The sequence below is a fragment of the Spirosoma sordidisoli genome (genome assembly GCF_004138325.1).
GTDB lineage: Bacteria > Bacteroidota > Bacteroidia > Cytophagales > Spirosomataceae > Spirosoma > Spirosoma sordidisoli.
The window spans coordinates 483,739-503,323 of the sequence record NZ_SBLB01000005.1; the positions used below are offsets into that span (position 1 = coordinate 483,739).

General features: G+C 59.2%; 15 protein-coding genes. 7 read left to right on the top strand and 8 right to left on the bottom strand.

The window, feature by feature from the left end:
• Positions 1-32: 32 nt before the first annotated feature.
• The 4 genes from EQG79_RS19745 to EQG79_RS19760 form a co-directional block, all read right to left on the bottom strand.
• Positions 33-593, bottom strand: a complete 561-nt coding sequence (locus EQG79_RS19745) for a hypothetical protein (RefSeq protein ID WP_240699401.1) — start codon at positions 591-593, stop codon at positions 33-35.
• Positions 594-760: 167 nt separating this feature from the next.
• Complete coding sequence (locus tag EQG79_RS19750) at positions 761-2,812, bottom strand: plastocyanin/azurin family copper-binding protein (RefSeq protein ID WP_129603391.1); 2,052 nt, start codon at positions 2,810-2,812, stop codon at positions 761-763.
• Between the two features lie 71 nt (positions 2,813-2,883).
• The gene (locus EQG79_RS19755) at positions 2,884-3,219 is read right to left on the bottom strand and encodes a tRNA-binding protein (RefSeq protein WP_165358928.1); all 336 of its coding nucleotides are present in this window, start codon (positions 3,217-3,219) and stop codon (positions 2,884-2,886) included.
• Positions 3,219-4,925: a hypothetical protein gene (locus EQG79_RS19760; RefSeq protein ID WP_129603395.1), complete on the bottom strand. Its 1,707-nt coding sequence runs from the start codon at positions 4,923-4,925 to the stop codon at positions 3,219-3,221. Before EQG79_RS19760 ends, EQG79_RS19755 begins: the two co-directional genes overlap by 1 nt.
• A 137-nt stretch (positions 4,926-5,062) precedes the next feature.
• Here EQG79_RS19760 and EQG79_RS19765 point away from each other — a divergent pair, with 137 nt between their 5' ends.
• The gene (locus EQG79_RS19765) at positions 5,063-6,415 is read left to right on the top strand and encodes a PQQ-dependent sugar dehydrogenase (protein ID WP_129603397.1); all 1,353 of its coding nucleotides are present in this window, start codon (positions 5,063-5,065) and stop codon (positions 6,413-6,415) included.
• A gap of 265 nt (positions 6,416-6,680) precedes the next feature.
• Positions 6,681-7,115, top strand: coding sequence for a response regulator (locus EQG79_RS19770; protein WP_077919424.1), 435 nt, complete (start codon positions 6,681-6,683; stop codon positions 7,113-7,115).
• 94 nt (positions 7,116-7,209) lie between these two features.
• Here the strand turns inward: EQG79_RS19770 and EQG79_RS19775 are convergent, their stop codons facing one another.
• The gene (locus tag EQG79_RS19775; protein WP_129603399.1) at positions 7,210-9,786 is read right to left on the bottom strand and encodes a TonB-dependent receptor; all 2,577 of its coding nucleotides are present in this window, start codon (positions 9,784-9,786) and stop codon (positions 7,210-7,212) included.
• A 436-nt stretch (positions 9,787-10,222) separates the two neighbouring features.
• Positions 10,223-10,576 carry a winged helix-turn-helix domain-containing protein gene (locus tag EQG79_RS19780; protein WP_129603401.1) on the bottom strand — a complete coding sequence of 118 codons (354 nt, stop codon included), beginning with the start codon at positions 10,574-10,576 and terminating at the stop codon, positions 10,223-10,225.
• Positions 10,577-10,658: 82 nt separating this feature from the next.
• On the opposite strand from EQG79_RS19780, the gene EQG79_RS19785 reads away from it, so the two are divergent.
• From EQG79_RS19785 to EQG79_RS19805, 5 genes are all read left to right on the top strand, one after another.
• The gene (locus EQG79_RS19785; protein WP_129603403.1) at positions 10,659-12,503 is read left to right on the top strand and encodes a glycoside hydrolase family 2 protein; all 1,845 of its coding nucleotides are present in this window, start codon (positions 10,659-10,661) and stop codon (positions 12,501-12,503) included.
• Between the two features lie 155 nt (positions 12,504-12,658).
• Positions 12,659-13,816 (top strand): zinc-dependent alcohol dehydrogenase, encoded by a 1,158-nt coding sequence (locus tag EQG79_RS19790; protein WP_077919420.1) that lies wholly within the window; start codon positions 12,659-12,661, stop codon positions 13,814-13,816.
• Positions 13,817-13,907: 91 nt separating this feature from the next.
• Entirely contained in the window at positions 13,908-14,960 is a 1,053-nt protein-coding gene (locus tag EQG79_RS19795) for an SDR family NAD(P)-dependent oxidoreductase (protein ID WP_077919419.1), read from the top strand.
• Between the two features lie 203 nt (positions 14,961-15,163).
• Positions 15,164-16,252, top strand: coding sequence for an NAD(P)-dependent alcohol dehydrogenase (locus tag EQG79_RS19800; RefSeq protein WP_077919418.1), 1,089 nt, complete (start codon positions 15,164-15,166; stop codon positions 16,250-16,252).
• A gap of 9 nt (positions 16,253-16,261) precedes the next feature.
• Positions 16,262-16,765: a DUF4126 family protein gene (locus EQG79_RS19805; protein WP_077919417.1), complete on the top strand. Its 504-nt coding sequence runs from the start codon at positions 16,262-16,264 to the stop codon at positions 16,763-16,765.
• A gap of 78 nt (positions 16,766-16,843) precedes the next feature.
• Here EQG79_RS19805 and EQG79_RS19810 read toward each other — a convergent pair whose 3' ends face one another.
• Both EQG79_RS19810 and gldG read right to left on the bottom strand, forming a co-directional pair.
• Positions 16,844-17,899: a saccharopine dehydrogenase family protein gene (locus tag EQG79_RS19810; protein WP_077919416.1), complete on the bottom strand. Its 1,056-nt coding sequence runs from the start codon at positions 17,897-17,899 to the stop codon at positions 16,844-16,846.
• A 6-nt stretch (positions 17,900-17,905) separates the two neighbouring features.
• Positions 17,906-19,573, bottom strand: a complete 1,668-nt coding sequence (gene gldG / locus EQG79_RS19815; protein ID WP_077919415.1) for a gliding motility-associated ABC transporter substrate-binding protein GldG — start codon at positions 19,571-19,573, stop codon at positions 17,906-17,908.
• Positions 19,574-19,585 lie beyond the last annotated feature (12 nt).

Below are 19,585 nucleotides of genomic sequence, written 5' to 3' on the forward strand. Positions count from 1 at the left end.
CCTGACAAATAACGGACCAGGGCACGAATGGGTTAGAACGACCAGGCCATGCCTGCGCCTACGGCCCCCTGACCCGTTAGCGGAACGGGAGCTACTGACAGGCCCACCCGGGGCTGGAGCAGCATCTGATTGTACCGCGTCACGGCTTTATTGACCTGGCTGTTGCCGATAATGCTGAACGTCAGCGACGCCACGACCGAACTGCCAAATATCGTCCAGTAGGTACCGTTATTGCGGTTTTTGGGGAGAAGGACATAGACCAGCGGGGCCAGACCGACCAGTCGCCCCAGCGTCGTCATCGTCCGGAAGGTCTGGAAATGATGCGTAACTGTCGGGTCGCTGAGTTCGTAGAACGGAATCTCCAGCGAGTAGGGCGACGACAGTTTCTTGCCCCCGTAAAAATACACGCTGCCCAGCGCCGAAGACCCAGCCGCCCGTTCGATCGGCATCAGGTGGGCCGGTACCGGCGCCGTGCGATAGTGCGACGTGTCATCGGCGCGTCGGCGTTGCTGGGCGTAGGTAAGGCTACTCAGCAGCAACAATGTGGTGAGAAGGGTCAGGCGGTATGTCAGGGGCATCTTTCTGGAATTCATGGCAAGAACGTCGTTTCCATTGGTAGAGACGCGACCCCTCGCGTCTCATACGCGTCAGCCAGAGCCACATCTACCGGATGATGCTGTCTGTCGAGAAACGTTGCTGACGCCTATGAGACGCGAGGGGTCGGGTTGCTGACGCCTATGAGACGCGAGGGGTCGCGTCTCTACTTAACAACTTTCAGGGTGCCCTGCATCAGCGACGAATGGCCGGGGAAGGTGCAGACGAACTGATAATCGCCGGGCTCGGTGGGCGCTACGAAATAGATGCTCTCGTTGCTCTCGGGCTGCAGAATGTTCGTATGGAACAGCACATCGGCCGAGTTGGGCACGTAGTTCATCTTAGGACCATTCAGGTTCAGCCGGAGGGCTGCGTTGCCGACGGCATTGGCCGCGCCGGGTTTGGTGATGACGCAGTTGTGCAGCATGTCGTCGTTGTTGTTGAAAACCAGCTTCACCCGGCTACCGGCTTTCACCTCCAGCTTCTCGGTGTCGAACTTGAGGCCCGGCTTTGTCCCGATCGTCAGGGTCTGGTCGGGGCCGTTGGTCCAGTCGGCGGGAAGCTCCGTGATGCGTTTGGCGCGCTGCGGACCAGCGGTGGCGCGGCTGGCGGCAGCGGGTTTGGTGCTTTTACCTTTGGTGGCCATGCCGGCATCTTTGGCGGTACTGGCCATCATGGCGCTGTGGTCGTGGCTGGCCGAAGCGGGGCGGGCCGCCACTGTAGCCCGCTCGCCGGGAGCAATGGCGTTGAGCGTATAATAGCCCGTGGGGTGCAGCAAGGCCAGGTTTCCCGAAGCCGCCCGAACGCCTTCCAGCTTCACCTCATGGATGTACCCTTCGCGCAGGGCCGTATCGGCTACAATGCGGGCGCTCATACCATCCGGAGCCACAACGATACCCCGGATCGGAACGGGCCGCGCATCTTCGATGGGGCTGCCGTAGGTTTTGTGGTAGCGGTAGGTGAAGCTGTTGAGGCTGTAGCTGGCCGGGTCTTCGGCGGTTTTGCGGTCGACAGGCAGCGTGAACGTCACCTCAAAGCCATCGGGCTTCGAGCGGATAGTCTTCATCTCGAAGGGCGTTTTGCCGGTCCAGACAAGTCGCTGGATACCATATGGGTCTTTGCCGGTAGCGGCCCAGCCCCGGCTCGTCATGCCCACGAACATCGATCCATCCTGCCCCCATACGGTGCGGATAATGCCCGACTGGAAACCCTCGCGGAACGGAAAACAGGCACCCTGCCACTCGCCGTTGACTTTCTCCAGCGCCACCCGCATGATCTTGCTATGCCCCTGATCGCCTACGAACAGCTGACCGCTGAATGGTCCGAAGGCTCCATTGGTGGTATCTTCCTTGAAATCTGACGTCGAGATGCCCATCAGCGTGTGCGGAAACCAGACCGCCGGTACTTTCAGCTCTTTAATGGTCTTGGCCACCTCGTGCATGGGCTTGCCTGTGCTTGGTACATCACTTGGTTTGAGCGTCAGGGGAGAGCCCGGCTCGCTCGTCCAGCGCAGGCCTGCCGGGTTGCCCGCAAACGCGCCCTTGGTGAGGTGCGTCATCCGGCCCGACCCGACCCAGTCGCCCTGATTTTCGGTATAAAAAATGCTGCCGTCGCGCAGGACGCCGAAGCCGGCCGGCGAGCGCATGCCCGTAGCCCAGGGCGTCATCTCGCCGGTTTCGGTCAGCTTCAGCATCCAGCCGCGCCACTTGGCCAGGCTGGCTCCGTAGCCGATCCAGTCGAGGTTGAGGGTAATGACCATATCGCCGTCGGGCAGCAGCACGGGACCGTAGCTGTACTCGTGGTAATTGCCCGACAGGGGCCATTTGTAGAACGACTTGTACTCATCGGCTACCTCGTCGCCATCGGTATCGATCAGCTTGGTGACTTCGCCCCGCTGGGTGCAGAGGAGATAGCCTTTAGGATGCCACATCAGCCCCAGCGGCTCGTGGAGGCCGGTCGCAAACCGTTTGAAGGTCGGTACCCGGCTTCCCTGCATGTAGGGATTGCCGATCAGCCAGACCTCACCCCGGCGGGTGCAGGCCGCCAGCCGACCGTCGGGCAACGGGGCCAGACCGCCCACTTCGAGTTTTATATCTTCCGGAATCGGGAGGGTAATGATTCGGTAATAGTCGCCTTCCGTAGCCGGCCTGTTCTGGCCAGAAGCGCCTGCGTAGAGCAGGGTCAACGAAAGGGTAACGAGCGTGATGAGTTTTTTCATGGTTTTACTAAGCGGCCAGCCTTCTAGACCTGAATGGGCGGTTCGATCCGTTCAGGGGTTGTTTCAAAACATCAGGCAATGCGTAATCCGTTTTCTGTAGGTCGTTCGGTTTGTAAGAGCGTAACGGTGCCATCGTCGGCAACGGCACCCAGCACCAGACATTCGCTCATGAAGGTGGCGATCTGTTTGGGCGGGAAGTTCACCACGGCCACGAGTTGTTTACCGACCAGGTCTTCCGGCTGATACAGCCTGGTCAGCTGCGCCGAGGTCCGTTTGGTGCCGAGCGTACCGAAGTCGATGGTCAGCTTGTAGGCGGGTTTGCGGGCCTGCGGGAAAGCCTCGACCGCCACTACGGTTCCGGTGCGGATCTCTACCTTTTCGAAGTCAGCCCAGGTTAAGGTGTTCATCAGAATAGAATCGAATACTGGACCGTTCCGGCGCCGTTTTTGACCGCCACCGGCAGCAGCAGTTCCTGTTTGCCATTGCTCTGCCGGAGCTTTGTTTTTGCCTTTGGGTCGAACTGTACGTAATAGCTGTAGTCATCAATGGCATACAGGCCTTTGCCCACTTCCTCGATGGTTTTCCCGGCTGCAATCCGGCAGTAAGGGGTACCATCGGGCGACCCGTTCAGGGTCAGTGTCCGGTCGAGGCCGCTCCGGCCGGCGCTTTCCGGGCGGGGCCGAACGGCGTCGGTCACGGTAGCGCCAGCCAGCGTGTATTCGACCGTTGGGTAGCCAGCCTTGTCGAGTGTATAGCCTTTGTATTGCAGGGTGTTCTCGCCCAGGCTGTCGGGCCAGGCGGTGGCGTCGTTGGTCAGCACCATCAGGCTGGTCTGCGCCGGTAGCCTGACCACGGGTCCCAGCGGGCTCAGGAGCTGCGGCTCACCCCGCTCGTACCACATTTCGGTGGCGTTGGCAAAATCGCCTTTCCAGGCCTGGAGCAGCGCCATCTGGTTCAGATCGAGCGTGAAGTGGTAACCGCCGGGCGACCCTACCGACAGGCTGTGTGTACGTTTGTAATTCTCGCCCGGCACCTGTACGAACGAACGAATCAGCTCAGGGCGGGTCGAGGGTTTTACGCTCACAACCCCAACCGGATCCGGCTCGGGGAGCGACGCCAGGGCGTGAAGCGGCTGGGGGCGCGTACCGGCCTGCGACACAAACAAACCCAGCCCCGGCCGGAACCAGGAGCGCGAAAAATACACCTCCACGTCGTGTGGACCGGCGCTGAGGGTTACGTTGCCTACGCTGGGCTGGCCGAGTTCACGGTGGCTGATGGGAATGATCTCTTTCCCGTCGATCCAGACGCCACCCTGGCCGCCCTGATTCAGCTCGAACTGGTAGTCGCCCGCCTGTAAGGTCGTTAGCTTGCCGGCAAAAAAGATCGTGTACTGACGCGGCTGGCCATACGACACTTCGTAGTTGATGGTGCTGGTCGTATCCTGCTTTAACACTTTGCGGGTGCGGGCTTCGGCGCGGTTGTCGATGTACTGCCCTTCTACGATGGTGTAGCTGACCGGACTGCTCCACTGCGCCACCCGGCGGGGCGACAACACCCGGTACCCGGCATTCCGTACGGCTACCGACCCTTTCGGGCTCACAACGGCTACCGTACCGGCGGCTTTGCCAGCCAGTGTCTGCCCTTCGCGTACGGTTATGCCGTTGATGATGAGTTTTTCGAGAATGGCCGGGCTGTTGCCTTTGGGGGTTTTATACCAGACTTCTATTTTTTGCCAGAGCCCCGGCGCTTTCATGAGCCGGGTCAGGTCGGCGACCCGATTCAGGGCGAGCGTTTGGCCGGTCGGCAGCAGCAGTGACACCTCGGCGCCAACGGTCGTCAGCAGCTCGAAGCGCAGCTGGAAATCGTCGGTAGGGGTGGCCAGCACCAGCGGCTCACCGGAACCCACCAGCAGGCTGCTGCCAGACTTGGTTTGTAGCGACGTGCCATCGGGGTTGGTACCTACCGAACCCGCCAGCTGCCAGCCCGCCGGTCGGCTGAGTTGAGCGATCGGTAACGCAGGCAGATCAGACTGGGCAAACAGCGGGCCCGAGAGCAGCCCACCCAGCAAGAGAGCCGCCACCCGGCGACTCACAGATAGGGAAAATGAGGTCATATGGAAAGCAAAGCGGAAATGCTCAAAATTGTACTCTAAAAGCCAAAAAACCACTACTTTTCCTGTCTTCCGACGAAAACTTTTGCCCAGCTCGCTCCGTTTACCCCACGTATCTGAGCTTACTACGTATTACTCCCATGAAGACGTCCTACTTACTGACAACGGCCGCGGCTCTGCTGGTCGGCACCACCGCGCTGGCCCACAACGGCTCTCCCCGTAAACCGGCAAAGCCCGCTCCGTCCCGAACGGCGGCTGCCGATCCGGCAGGTATAAAATTGACGAGTGGTTTTCAGGCAACAGTCTATGCAGATAACCTCGGAAAGGCCCGACATATTGCGATAGAGCCTACAACCGGAACGGTATTCGTGAAGCTCGACCGGCTGAAAGACGGCAAAGGCATCGTTCAGCTTTCCGATACCAACGGCGATGGTCAGGCCGACCAGACCTCCATGTTCGGAACCTACCCGGGAACGGGGGCTGCTATCTATAACGGCTACCTCTACGCATCGGCCGATACGGCTGTTTTTCGGTATAAGCTGACCAACGGCCGCGTGCTGGAAACTACTCAGCCCGAAACCATTGTAACGGGATTGACCCTGCAGCGTCAGCACGCCAGCAAATCACTGGCGGTATCGCCCGATGGGAAGCTGTACGTCAACTTCGGTGCGCCCTCGAACGCCTGCCAGGAAAAAGACCGGACCCAGGGCTCCAAAGGGCAGGACCCCTGCCCGATTCTGGAGAACTACGGCGGTATCTGGGTCTTCGATGCCAACAAACCCCGGCAGCGGCAGGCCGACGGTAAACGCTACGCCACCGGTATCCGTAACGCCGTAGCTCTCGACTGGAACACCGCCAACAACACGCTGTATGCGCTTCAGCACGGCCGAGATATGCTGGCTACGCTGTATCCCGGTATGTACACCAACGAGCAAAGTGCCGAACTGCCGAGCGAAGAGTTCCTGATGGTGAAGGAAGGGTCGGATTTCGGCTGGCCGTACTGCTACAACGACCAGAATCAGAATAAGAAAGTACTGGCTCCCGAATACGGGGGCGACGGCAAAAAACAGGACCGCTGCGCCGGTAAAGAAAAGCCCATTATGGCGTTTCCGGGCCACTGGGCTCCTAACGATCTGCTTTTTTATACCGGTAATGCTTTTCCGGCCCGCTACAAAAACGGGGCCTTCGTTTGTTTCCACGGGTCGTGGAACCGGGCTCCGCTGAATCAGGGCGGTTACTTTGTGGCCTTCATTCCGTTTGGCAAAGATGGCCGCCCGTCGGGGCCGTATGAAGTGTTCGCCGAGAACTTTGCCGGGGTAGCCGAACAGGGACAACCCGGCAAGAACGCCAACGCCGGTAAACTCGAGCTGGCCAGTCCCGGCGACGCCAAAGCCCGGCCGGTCGGCCTGGCGCAGGGCCCCGACGGTTCGCTGTTTATTACCGATTCGGTAAAAGGTAAGGTCTGGCGGGTGACGCATACGGCGAAGAAATAGCCGTATTCAGGGAAGCCGGTTCGTTCCGCATCGATGGCTCAGGCTGCTGCGGTACGGCTGGCCTTTCTGACTAGCCGGCGGATTTTTTGGACGAGACAGCTCTTCGGGTAAAACCAATCAGCCGCAAACGTCAGGCGTGATGGGTACTTTCCTCGAGGAGTAAGGGTATTTTTGGTTAGTGGGCCTATAGGTTATTGGGGAATTGAGGGCAAATACTCATTTTTGTAGTTGGTCAGATCGTCATAGTTGACCTGATATTACGAATATGTCTCTGAAAGGCCCCATTATTTCCATTGAAGATGACCCTGACGATCAGTTTATGATCGAACATACCATCCGTAAACTGGGCGTCGCCAACCCAATTCGTTTCTTCGGCAATGGTCAGGAAGCGCTCGACTACCTGGAATCTACGACCGAGCAGCCGTTTCTGATGTTGTGCGATATTAACATGCCGATCATGAACGGCATCGAGTTGCGGCAGCGCATCAACCAGAGCGAATACCTGAGCCGAAAAGCTATTCCGTTCGTGTACCTGACCACAACGGCCAGCGAAGAATCGGTCAATGCGGCCTATGCTGCCATGGTACAGGGTTTTTACGAGAAAGCCCCCAGCGCCAGCGCCTTCCAGGATCAGCTCAAACTAATTATCGACTACTGGCAGAACTGCCTGCACCCCAACCGATATATTCATTTCGTTTAAATCTCCCGCAGCTGCCCGCTGTAAAGTAAGGCGCATTTATCATCGTGGTCAGTGCAGATACGGATTGTGGCGGGGTTGACGTACCGACGGGTTGCTACTCAAAGGCGGTCAGGGTGATGGTAGCGTAGTAAAAGCCGCCGACAGCCGGGCCGGCCGTGAAGGTGGTATACGGTCGGTTGAGCAGGTTCGTACCGCCGATTTTGATGGATAAAGGGCCAACAGCCCGGTCGGGTTGGGCGAGGGTATAACTCACCTGCGCGTCGAACGTGTTGATCGGCGGAACGACACCCGTTGCCAGCGACGATTGCCACAAAAACGATGACTGGTATTTGTAGTTGATCGAAAAACCAATGCCCTTCCAGAGGGCTTGGTTGCCGATGCCGACGTTCGTAATCCACTGGGGGGTGTTAAACGCTTCTTCGAGACCGTCGCCCTGGTCGGTGCGGTCGAGCCGGGCCAGCGACGCATTGCCCGAAACAACCCAGTTACGTCCTGCCGAATGCCGAATACCCAGGCTGGCGCCGTAGTTGTAGACGCTGGTTTTTGAGTTGGTCCAGAGCCGATAACGGTCCTGCCGGTTACGATCGGCCAGGTAGTAGGCCACCGAGTCGAGCTGGGAGCCACGGGGAATGTTAGCTTCTACCTGAGCTATGAAATTCCGGTATACGTTGTAGTAGAAATCGGCGTCGATGTAGAGCTTCTGGCCGAAAAACAGGCCTTTGTAGCCCAGTTCAAGGCTGTTTACCTGCTCAGGTTTGATATAGGTATAGGTGTTTGACTTCAGCAACCCTTTATTCTTCTGAATGGCCTGTTCGGCGGTCAGCCGGTTGGTGTTCACGTCGGTATTGATCGCGGCCTGAAAGGCGTCGACAGATGTCCGGAAATACGAGTTTTCGAAGATGCCCTGCGACATCACCCGCAGGCCACCCACGCGCTTTACCCCGCCTGAGTTGACGTTGGAAAACGCTTCGAAGAGCGACGGAAACCGGTAGCCGCTCTGGTATGACGCCCGGAGCGTATGCTGGGCCTGCAACGAATAGACCGCCGACAGCCGCGGATTCAGCCGGGCGTCGAAATATCGGTTCTTGTCGAGCCGGAGCGATCCGCTCAGCTTCAGTCTCTCGCCGAAGAACGAGCGCGAGGCCTGTATAAATCCTCCTATTTTGTAGTAGACCAGGTTGCGGTCGCTGCCATCCGGGTTGATGAAGTAATTGCCATCGGGGAAAACGACGTACTGGCGGTAATCGAAACCCGCCAGCAGCTGAATGCCGGTTTGTTCGCGGAACCTGGCCCAACGCACCTTCGTCGGCTCAATCTGCCCTTCGGCATGGTAGAGCCACGACCGTACGCGCAGGGCCGCGCCAACATCCCAGTTGTTGATGTCGCGGAGTTTGTCGGCCTGTTCGCTGAACCGGTCCGAACCGGGTTGCGGTCGTCCGGCATCGGCGGTGGTGCGGGCCGCCCGGAGCGCGTCGGTTACGGGCTGTCCGGCGCGGGTGCTGGCCAGAAACTGGCTGGTAAAGTCGCTGAACCACTGGTTGTCGGACTTGTAGCCCCGGTCGATGTTTTCGGCCATGGAGCGGATGTTGTACGAGTCGCCGGTGTTTTCGCGGCTGTGGTAGATCCGGATCTGAACCGAGGGCGATTCGAGCGTAACGCCGTGCTGGTCGAGTCGGTAATTCTCCAGCCGGAAGCGGTTGGTACGCTGGTAAACATTGTCGAGGGTGGCGGCTTTGTACCGATACGAGAGGGTGAGCGCAGGACGAATGCGCCAGAACACGCCCACATCGCCCCGCAGATTATTGAGCCGCAGATCAGTCGTTTCGTCTTCAAAATAACCCGTTCGGGCTATGACGTAGCGCTGGCCGTTGAGGGTCAGCGACCGGCGGTTGGCCGATTCGTTGCCGTACGAATTGACGGCATCAGCGGCCGGATTCGCTGCGCCGGTCAGACCGAGTGACAGGTTGGCGTTGGGATTCAGGTCCGTTGCGTCGCGCGCGATCCAGTCGTAGCCACGCTGGTAGGTCAGGTTGATCCTGACAGCCAGCCGCGGGCCGAGCGTACGGGCGTATCGGAAGCTGGTTTCGCTATACGCCCTGGCCGGGGTGAGCGGACTGCTGAGGTGATTGACGCCGGTTTTCTGGCTAACGCTCAGGCCGGCTGACGTAAACGGGTCTTTGGTGATCAGCTGCGCCAGGCCGTTCAGCGCGTTCATACCGTAAAGTGCCGAAGCCGCACCGGGTACGATCTCGACGCGTTCAATATCCAGGTCGGACGGAGCCAGGGCGTTGGCGATGGGCGCGCCGATATGCGGGGCCTGATTGTCCATACCGTCGACCAGCTGAACGAAGCGGACGTTGGTGGAGTTGGCAAAGCCGCGTGTGTTGTATACTTTGAAACCCAGGCTGGGCGTAAGCAGCTGAACCCCTTTCAGGGTTTCTATGGCATCGAAATAGGACGGTTGCGCCGACAGCCGAATCTGCCGCTCGTCGAGCCGTTCGATGCTGACCGGCGAGGTCATCAGGCGTTCCGACACGCGCGAGGCCGATACGACGATCTCATCCAGCCGAACCAGACGAAGCGAATCTACCGGTTTGATAGTACTGTCTGGCTGAACAGCCCCCCGTGTGAGAGACGTCACGAAGAAAAGCAGCAAGCACAGGTGCTTCATGCAGGTCGTTATTTCTGATGAAATATAACGGTCGTTCTGGTTCGACGGAAATAACGGTCCGAAATAATGACGCAACGGGTGAACCCGTGCGCTGCTGTCTCGCGGTGTGGCGTTGTAGAGACGCAACCCTTTGCGTCTAGCGCCCGGATGGTTTGTTGCTGTCGCGCGCGTGGGCCAACTACGCGTCCCGGTGCGGACACGCCCCACGGTGGTGGGGTTGTGTCTCCTGTTCGGATGGTTTATTGCTGTCGCATGGGTGGTCCAACTACGCGTCCCGGTGCGGACACGCCCCACGGTGGTGGGGTTGTGTCTCCTGTTCGGATGGTTTATTGCTGTCGCATGGGTGGTCCAACTACGCGTCCCGGTGCGGACACGGACCACGGTGGTGTAGACCACGCGTCCCGGACTACGCGTCCCGGACTACGCGTCCCGGTTTTTATTCGTTGGGAAGCCGGCTGAGTTCGTTGGTCAGGAACTGTTGGAAACGTTCGTGCAGAGCCTGGTAGTAGGAGAGGTATTTTTCGCCCTCGGGGGTAACGATGGCGCCACCCCCTTTGTCGCCACCGGTTTGGGTCGTGACCAGCGGGGTGTCGGCCTGGGTGTTCATCGAATGGACCAGCTCCCACGCTCGTTTGTACGACATACGCATAGCTTTGGCGGCCTGGTTGATAGAGCCGGTCTGCTGAATATGGCCCAGCAATTCGAGTCGGCCAATACCCATGAACCGTTCGGTACCATCGGCAGAGGTGGTTTCGAGCCAGATGCGGCCGTTGACGCGGAGCTTGTTCATACGAAGGACAGAATAGGTCGAGCCGTCAAAGTAAACGATAGATTTTCGAAACCCCTGCCTGAGTCGGGTCGTTTACTGACCTATGAACGCAACGCCCTTTAACTATAGCCTGACCGAAAGCCGGGAAGAAACGCCGTCGCAAACTGTCGTACGGCCTGACCCCGGCGTTTTGCCCCGTGCCGTACAGCGGTCCGATGCCTTCCTGCTGCTGGATGGCGAATGGGCATTCGCGCATGACCTCGACGACCGGGGCCTGACCGACAACTGGTACCTGGGCCATACGTATGAGCGAACGGCGCACTGGCCAGGATCCGTAGAAAGCCACCTGACCGAAGCCAAAGAGATGCCATCGCCCGGCTGGCAGGATACGGTCGTGGTCTGGTACGAACGCGAGTTTACCCTCCCCGAATTCCCGGATGAACTGGCCGACCGGTCCATCTATCAGCTGACTTTCGGTGCCTGCGGATACGACACGCGGGTGTGGCTGAACGGCCTGCCGCTCCGGACCATCGAAGACGAAGCCATTCACTACGGTGAGTACACGTCGTTTTCGTACGAGCTGAGCACCGAGCAGCTCCGGCCCGTAAACCGGCTGACGGTTCGCGTTGCCGACTCGATGGACGCCGAGATTCCGCGGGGTAAGCAGGAGTCGCACGTCTATAAGCGCGGGGGCATCTGGTACCAGACCTATACGGGGGCCGTACGCAGCGTCTGGATCGAAACCGTGGGTCGTAATCGGCTGCGGTCACGGGTGGGAGTGGTGAGTGTAATCGAAGATCAGCTCGTGCGGGTCAACGTGACCCCGCGCATCCACGATCCCGGCGACTATATCATCCGGCTCCAGGTGTTCGGCCCCGATGCGCCGGCCGACGAGCCGCCCATGGCCTCGTCGGACTTCCCGATCCGGCTCGAAGCGGGCCAGAAACAGCAGCGGCTGGTGATTGAGGTGCCGGGCGCTGAATTGTGGTCGCCCGGGTCACCCACTTTATACCGACTGGTTGGGCAACTCATCGACACCAGTGGCTATGTCAACCAGATCGAGACTCACTTCGGGCTGCGAAAAGTGGAAGCGCGGGGCTGCTGCGTATACCTGAACGGCAAATCTACCTACCTCGACGGCATTCTGTACCAGCCTGGTACGGCCACCTTCGAGGAGATGCAGCGGCACTTTGCGGCCATGAAAGAGCTGGGCTGTAACCTGGTTCGGGTACATATTGCCGGTATCGATCCGCGGCTGTACACGCTGGCCGATCAGATGGGGCTGCTGCTGTGGGTCGAGGTGCCCAGCCCGCACTCCTCAACCGCTCGGAGCCGCGAGAACCACCGGGCCGAACTGCTGCGTATGCTGGCCCTGATGGAAACGCATCCGTCGATCATTATCTGGAGTCTGTACAACGAAGACTGGGGCGCGCAGGATATTGCAACCAATATCGAAACCCGGCAATACATCACCGATCTGTACCACTACATGCTGATTCACCACCCGCAGTTTCTGGTGATCGATAACGACGGCTGGCACCATATTTCCTGCGAAGGACGGCTCAAGTCAGACCTGCTCACGGCCCATCTCTACACCCCCGACATCAACCACTGGCGCGACCTGCTCGACCGGCTGACCCGGGGCGATACCGAAGGCGTGGCCGCATTCCCGCTGGTAGTGGGCGACCCATTCTTTTACCGCACGCAGGTGCCCCTGGTTGTCAGTGAGTGGGGCGGCTTTGGGTTCGTTAACTACGGCGGCCCTACCGATACCGACGACCGGGTCGAGCGCATCCGGCTTTTCAAGGAAGAATTACGCCAGCGGGCCATTGCGGGCGATGTATATACCCAGGCCACCAACATCGAAGAAGAACAGAACGGCCTGATCGATTTCCATACCGGCGAGCTGATGGTACCCGCCGGGCTCCTCCGTTCGCATAACCGCTGAACGGTCAGGCAGAGGGAGCCTATGCGATCGGCACATTAATCTATTATATCTGTCCACTTAAAAGATTAAATAAACCAATGCGGGAAGGAGCTGTTAGCCAATGAACGGCCGACGCTCATTAGTAGCAGGTCGGGTCGATTCAACAACGTTATGGTATGAAAGCAGCAGTCTTCCACAAGATGGGTGATATCCGGTACGAAACAACGGAGGACCCTACAATCGAGGAATCGCGGGATGTTATTCTGCGGGTTACGTCTACCGCCATCTGCGGATCGGACCTTCACATTTACGACGGGTTTCTGCCCCAGCTTCGCAACGAGGTCCTTGGCCATGAGTTCATGGGTATCGTTGAAGAGGTCGGTTCCGGGGTTACGAACCTGAAAAAAGGCGACCGGGTGGTGGTGCCGTTCACCATTGCCTGCGGCCAGTGCTATTTCTGCCAGCACGAGTTGCAGATGCACTGCGAACACTCGAACCCCGAGTTCTACGGGCCCGACGGTGGTCTGCTGAGCGAGAAGGGGGGCGGCCTGTTCGGCTACTCGGACCTCTACGGCGGCTACAATGGCGGGCAGGCCGAATACGTTCGGGTGCCTTATGCCGACTATGGCCTGCGCCACGTGCCCGAGGAGCTGAAAGACGAGCAGGTGCTGTTTCTGTCCGATATCTTCCCGACCGGCTGGAGTTCTATCGAGTGGGGCGAACTGCGCGGGGGCGAAACCGTAGCCATTTTCGGGTCGGGTCCGGTGGGGCTGATGGCCCAGAAATCGGCCTGGATACAGGGTGCGGGCCGCGTCATAGCCATCGATCCGGTCGAGTATAGGTTGGAGCGGGCCCGGCGGGTCAACAACGTAGAAACGCTGAATCCCCGGGAGGTAGACGTGGTCGAAGCGATTCGGAGTATGACCGAAGGGCGCGGGGCCGACCTCTGCGTCGATGCCGTCGGTATGGAAGCCGACCGTACGATACTGGATAAGGCCAAAGCCGTTATCAACCTCGAAAAAGGAACGACCAGCGTGCTGGAACAATGCTTCCGGGCCGTTCGGCGGGGGGGTATCGTATCGGTAGTGGGCGTTTACGGCTCGCCGACCGATAACTACCCCGTTGGCCGTATTTTCGACAAAGGACTGACGGTTCGGTACGGACAGTCGCAGGTGCACAAAAACATCGATCACCTGCTCGATCTCGTTGTGCAGGGTAAGGTGGTGCTGGACGATATCGTATCGCACGTGCTGCCGCTGGCCGAGATTTCCCGCGCTTACGACATCTTCAAGAAGAAAGAGGACGACTGCACAAAAGTCATCCTGAAGCCTTAATTCTAACAATCGTACCAATAACTTACAGCACCTGGGTCAGGCGATCTGTCGCGATGGCATGGCCCAGGTGTCTGCTTACTCAAACTCAACTATGGAAACGCAGACAAACGGAAAAACGGTTCTGATTACGGGTGCATCGAGCGGTATCGGTCGCGAACTGACGCGGCTTTTCGCCAAAGATGGCTACAACCTGGTGCTGGTGGGGCGTGATGAAGAAACGCTGCAGCAGCAGGCCTATAACTTCAAAAATCAATACGGCACCACCGCTACGATCATCCGGAAAGACCTGGCCGATCCGAACGCACCGGAAGAAATCTACGCCGAAACCAGCGGACAGGGTCTTCAGATCGACGTGCTGGTCAACGATGCCGGGTTCGGTGAGTACGGCCAGTTTGCCACCCAGACCGATTTGCAGAAAGAGCTGAGCGTGGTGCAGGTCAACGCCATTGCGCTCATGCACCTGACCAAGCTGTACCTGAAAGACATGGTGAGCCGCAACGACGGCAAAATTCTAATGCTGGGTTCTGAAGTGTCGGTTTTCCCGAATCCAATGATGGCGGTTTACGGAGCCACGAAGGCGTTTATCAAGTCGTTCTCGGAAGCGATCCGGGACGAGCTGAAAGACACCAATATAACGGTTACGGTGCTGATGCCGGGCGCTACGAACACCAACTTCTTCAACGTGGCGGGTGCGGCCGACGTAAAAGGCGCCGATCCGCAGAAAACGGCCGACCCGGCTGCGGTGGCCAAAGAAGGCTATCAGGCCCTCATGGCTGGCAAAGACCACGTGGTGGCGGGCTGGATGAACAAGGCCCGCGTAGCCATGGCCCACTTGTTGCCCGATCCGCTGCTGGCGGCTGGCGTTCGCAGGGACATGACCCCGAAAGACGAAGCCGAACAACAGCAGAAGCAAACCATTGCTATTGCGCTGGGCGTAGCGGCCGCCGTAGTGGGTGGTATATGGCTGTTATCACGCAGTAACCGGCTGTCGGTGCCGACCATCAGTCCGTACGACAAAGCCCGGTACCGTTACAAAGCGCACAAAGCCAGCCGGTCGGCGCAAAACGCGATCGGCGCGGTCAGCGACTCGGTAAAAGGAGCCTACCACAACGCCAAATCAACCGTAGAAGAGGCCCTGGCCTAAAAGCCGACCCCACCGTGGTTCGCGCGTCTCTACAACCCTGGTCTGTGGGAACACGAACCAGGGTTGTAGAGACGCAACCCCTTGCGTCTCCTGTCCGGATGGCGTGTTACTGCCGCACGAGTGGTCCGACGCCTGTTTGATAGACTAGTAAAGTAATACATTTCCCGGAGCCGGTCTGGTCGGCAGAAGGGCAGAAAAATGGTATGGAAGCAATAAAAACGAAAGCATACGGAGCGAAAGCCTCGCTCATCGACTCGCTCAGCCGCCTGTCCCGGATGGACATCGAGCGGAGCGCTCCCCAGGCCGACGAAGTACAGATCGATGTCCTGTACTGTGGCGTCTGCCACTCCGATCTGCACCAGGTCAAGAACGACTGGGGCAACACGATTTATCCCTGCGTACCCGGCCATGAAATTGTTGGGCGGGTGGTACAGGTAGGCAGCGCCGTTCGTACGTTCAACGAGGGCGATCTGGTAGGCGTTGGCTGTATGGTCGACTCCTGCGGGCAGTGCCACTCGTGTCAGGAAGGGACCGAACAATACTGCGAAGGCCCCGTTGGCTGGACGGCTACCTACAATGGCTACATGAAGCCCGACGGGAGCGGCTACAATACCTTTGGCGGCTATTCAACGACCATTGTGGTTAAAGAATCGTTCGTGCTCCGCATCCCCGAAGCGCTCGACATCAAGGCCGCTGCGCCCATCCTCTGCGCGGGCGTAACGACTTATTCTCCGCTGAAGCACTGGAATACCCAACCGGGCGATAAAGTAGCCGTGGTCGGTCTGGGTGGCCTTGGTCATATGGCGGTGCAACTGGCCAAAGCGATGGGGGCCGAGGTGACAGTCATCTCGCATACGGGCGACAAAAAAGCTGATGCGGAAGCGCTGGGTGCACAAACGGTCATCGTCTCGACCGATAAAGAAGCCATGAAAGCCAGTGAGCTGGCGTTCGACCTGATCCTGATTACCATTCCCGACGCCTTCGACATCAACCCCTACGTCAAGCTGGTCAAGCGCGACGGCGCGCTGGTCGTTGTGGGTATGCTGGGTAAGTTCAAAAGCGCTTCCAACAACATGGAAGTGGCGTTTCACCGGCGTACGCTGTCGGGTTCGCTGATTGGTAGTATTCAGGAAACGCAGGAAGTCCTCGATTTCTGCGCTGAACATGCCATTGCGCCCGACATCGAACTGATTCCGATTCAGGATGTCAACAAGGCTTACGACCGGATGCTGGATAACGATGTCCGGTTCCGGTTCGTCATCGACATGCAAACGCTCAAAGACGAAAACTAACCTACCGATATGGTTCAAACGTATTTTCGGGCCTTTGGTCTGGGCGTGGTAGCGGGCATGCGCTCGCTGGTCGCCCCGGCCCTGCTTAGTCATAAGCTAGCCCGCACGATGCCGGCCAAAGAGCCGCAGAAACCGATTCATTACCTCACGTTGCCGCCGGTCTCGCTGGGCCTGAAAGCCATTGCCGGTATCGAGATACTGGGCGATAAAATTCCGAATGTGCCTGACCGCACTTTCGCGCCTGAATTTGGCGCCCGCATTGCCTCGGGGGCTACCTGCGGAGGATTCCTGAGCCAGGCCGAAGGGGCCGACATTCCGGTGGGCGCCGTAGTGGGCGGACTGGGTACAGTTGTTGGCACGCTGGCATTCTTCCGGCTTCGGCAATGGTTAACCCACGAGCTGGGCGTGCCCGATCCGGTAGTGGCGCTGGCCGAAGACGCCCTGGCCATCGGGGTGGGCTGGTCCATCGTTAACGCCATGCAGCCCGCTCCGCAGCTGAACCGGGCTCAGTAAACGAACTCGAAATTATATCGGCCGCAGCCAGCTCCCAAACGGGGTCTGGCTGCGGCCGGACTGTATACAGACGTAGGCTTATCCGCGCGAGGTACCGGGTAGTTCCAGAATCAGGTCGGCTCCGTACAGCCCGGCGGGGGTCTGGTAGCCAGCCTTCCAGTTTCCGTTCAAAACATGCCGGGTAATGGTCAGGGCGGCCTCGGCGGTGAGCGTATAGCCTTCGGGCCCGTGCTGCCGGGCTTCTACAGTCTGGCCCTGGGCGTTGCGAGCGCGACCCCAGACGTGCGTACGGGCACGCTGCCGAACCGTTTCGTCGGGGCCGGTAACGCGGCTGGCGATCTGACGACGCAGAAACGACTGAACCCACGGCAGGCGTACGAGCCAGCCGAGGTAATTGCCCAGCCGGGCCATCCGGATCTGCCGGGTTGTGGTGCCCATGTAGGTTTCGATAGTCGGGATGCCGGTCGTACGGTAGGCCGTCGAGAGGTCGCCCCACGGAATCGCCATACAGGGCTGCGGTTGGCCGTTGCCGAAATCGACCGTTAGGGTATGGTGGACGTAGGGAACCGGAACGAGCCGACCGTTCTGCCGAATCATGCCGCCCGCGCCCAACCCTTCGAGTGCCGTTTGCGCCGTACCGTGCGATAGGGCACCTTCTTCATTGGCGAAAGCCAGTTGGAGGTGGGTGGCATCGGGTAGCCGCTCGTGCAGATAACGCGCCATACAGTCGGTCGGCACCACGTCGAAACCCACGCCCGACATCAGCATGATATTCCGGTTTACAGCCGCTTCATGCAGGGAGAACCCGTGTTCAAATACGGCCACCTCGCCCGTAATGTCGAGGTAGTGAGTTCCGGTGCGCAGGCAGGCTTCCTGCATGGGAGCTGCCGTTTGGGAGAAAGGCCCGGCGCAGTGCAGCACCACCGGCATGTCGGCTAAGGCCGCATCGAGGGCCGTGGCATCGCTCAGATCCGCCACCCGGTATGACAGGCCATACTGCTCGGCCAGGGGGCGGAGTCTGGCTTCGTTACGCCCCGCCAGGACCGGCCTCAGACCAAACGCGGCAAGCCGGTCGAGCATGAGCCGGGCCGTATAGCCGTTGGCGCCGTACAGCAGAAAGGTGTTGGTAGCCATAGCGAATTAGTGCGTATACCGACGTCGGCGAACTACCTGCCAGACCAGACCGACCAGCCCTACCAGCGCCAGCGGACCGAGCAGGTTCAGCAACTGCCAGCCCGTTCGGTTGGCGTTGAGCCGGATTTTGTCGAGTGGGCGCAGGGCTACCGACCGGGTACGGGCCGCGATGACGCCGTTCGGGTCGACCAGATAGTCGACGGCGTTAAGCGCGAAATCCTTGTTGGCAAACGTACTGCGCGTGAACCGGTCGAAGCCGAGCGGATAGGGCGTGTTTCGTTTGTAGTCGACATCGTTGATGACCAGATCGCCATCGGCGCAGATCAGTACCCGGCTCGGCTCGCCACTGGCCCTGAACCCGGCGGCCCGCGCATCGCCCGGCAGAATCCGGTTGGCGTATACGGACTGAAACCGGCCTTCGAGCAGGCAGCCCACCAGCCGAACCCCACCCGTGTAGGTTTGCGGATCGGGTTGCTGACGGGCTTCGTTATACGAGATCAGCGCGGGCGTTTTCAGCACCTGCGTGTAGGGCGAAGTCATCAGCAGCGGAATTTTCCGGATGCCCGGCGCCTGTACCGTATCCAGGGTGCTGATGAACCGGCCCAGTACCGCGTCGAGGTTTCGGACAATGGGATTGCCGGAGGTGCCGAAGTTGTTCAGCAGCGGAAAAAATCGCCACGGCAGCAGCTGAATATTGGGTTTATCGCCGAGGTTACCCACGTTGAGCGGGATGGGGGCGCAGTACATATCTTTCACCACATCGCGGTTGACACGCACGCCCCAGCGGAAAAACAGCTCGTCGAGGTTGAGGTTCAGCGGCTGGGCGTAGTTGCCTTCGTTGCTGACACTGTCGATGCGCTGGCCGTCAACGAAGAACAAGGCCCGTCCGCCGTTGACGACGTACTGGTCGAGCTTAAAGAGTTCGTCGTCGGAAAAAGGACGATCGGGTTTGGGAACCAGCACGGCGTCGAGGCCCGTAATGGGGCCGGGTTTGCTCAGATCGATGAAAAACAGGTCGTAGCTCTGCTGCACGGAGGCCAGCAGGTCGGCAAAACGTGACGGCGGCACCTGCGTATGGCTGTAGAGTAGCCCTACCCGCCGACGGTTACCCTCGGTTTGGGTCAGCTTCCGGATGGCCGACGCCAGTTCGAACTCCACCCCTTCGTACGACTGGTTCAGCTGTTCTTCTTTCGAGGCCGCTTTGTTGCCTTTCAGCAGCAGTACGGCCGTTTCTTTGCCCTTGTAGGAGACGATAGCCCCCGGAAAAACCAGCTTTTCGGTGCGTTTGCCGCCTTCGTTCGCAACCAGGTTGGTGGGGAGCAGACCGCGCTGCTGGAGCCGATCGATGAGTTTGTTCTTTTCGTCTACGTTCGTAACTACGTCGGGGTCGATGAAGCGGAAAGTAACGGTCTTGCCCGCCTGGACCTGAAACTCGTCCAGCGTTTCGCGCACGGCGTTTTCGAGTCGTTTAAACGCGGGGGGCAGATCGCCGGTGAGGTATACGTCGACGTGAATGTCGTCGGGAAGTTCGGCCAGGAGCGTGCGGGTAGCGTCGGAGAGGGTATACCGTTTCTCTTCGGTCAGATCGAGCCGGAAAAACACAAAAGCAGACAGCACATTGACGGCCACCAGAGCCGCCACAATCAAAAGCGTTTGTACCGAAGCGGATTTCATACAACTATAGTA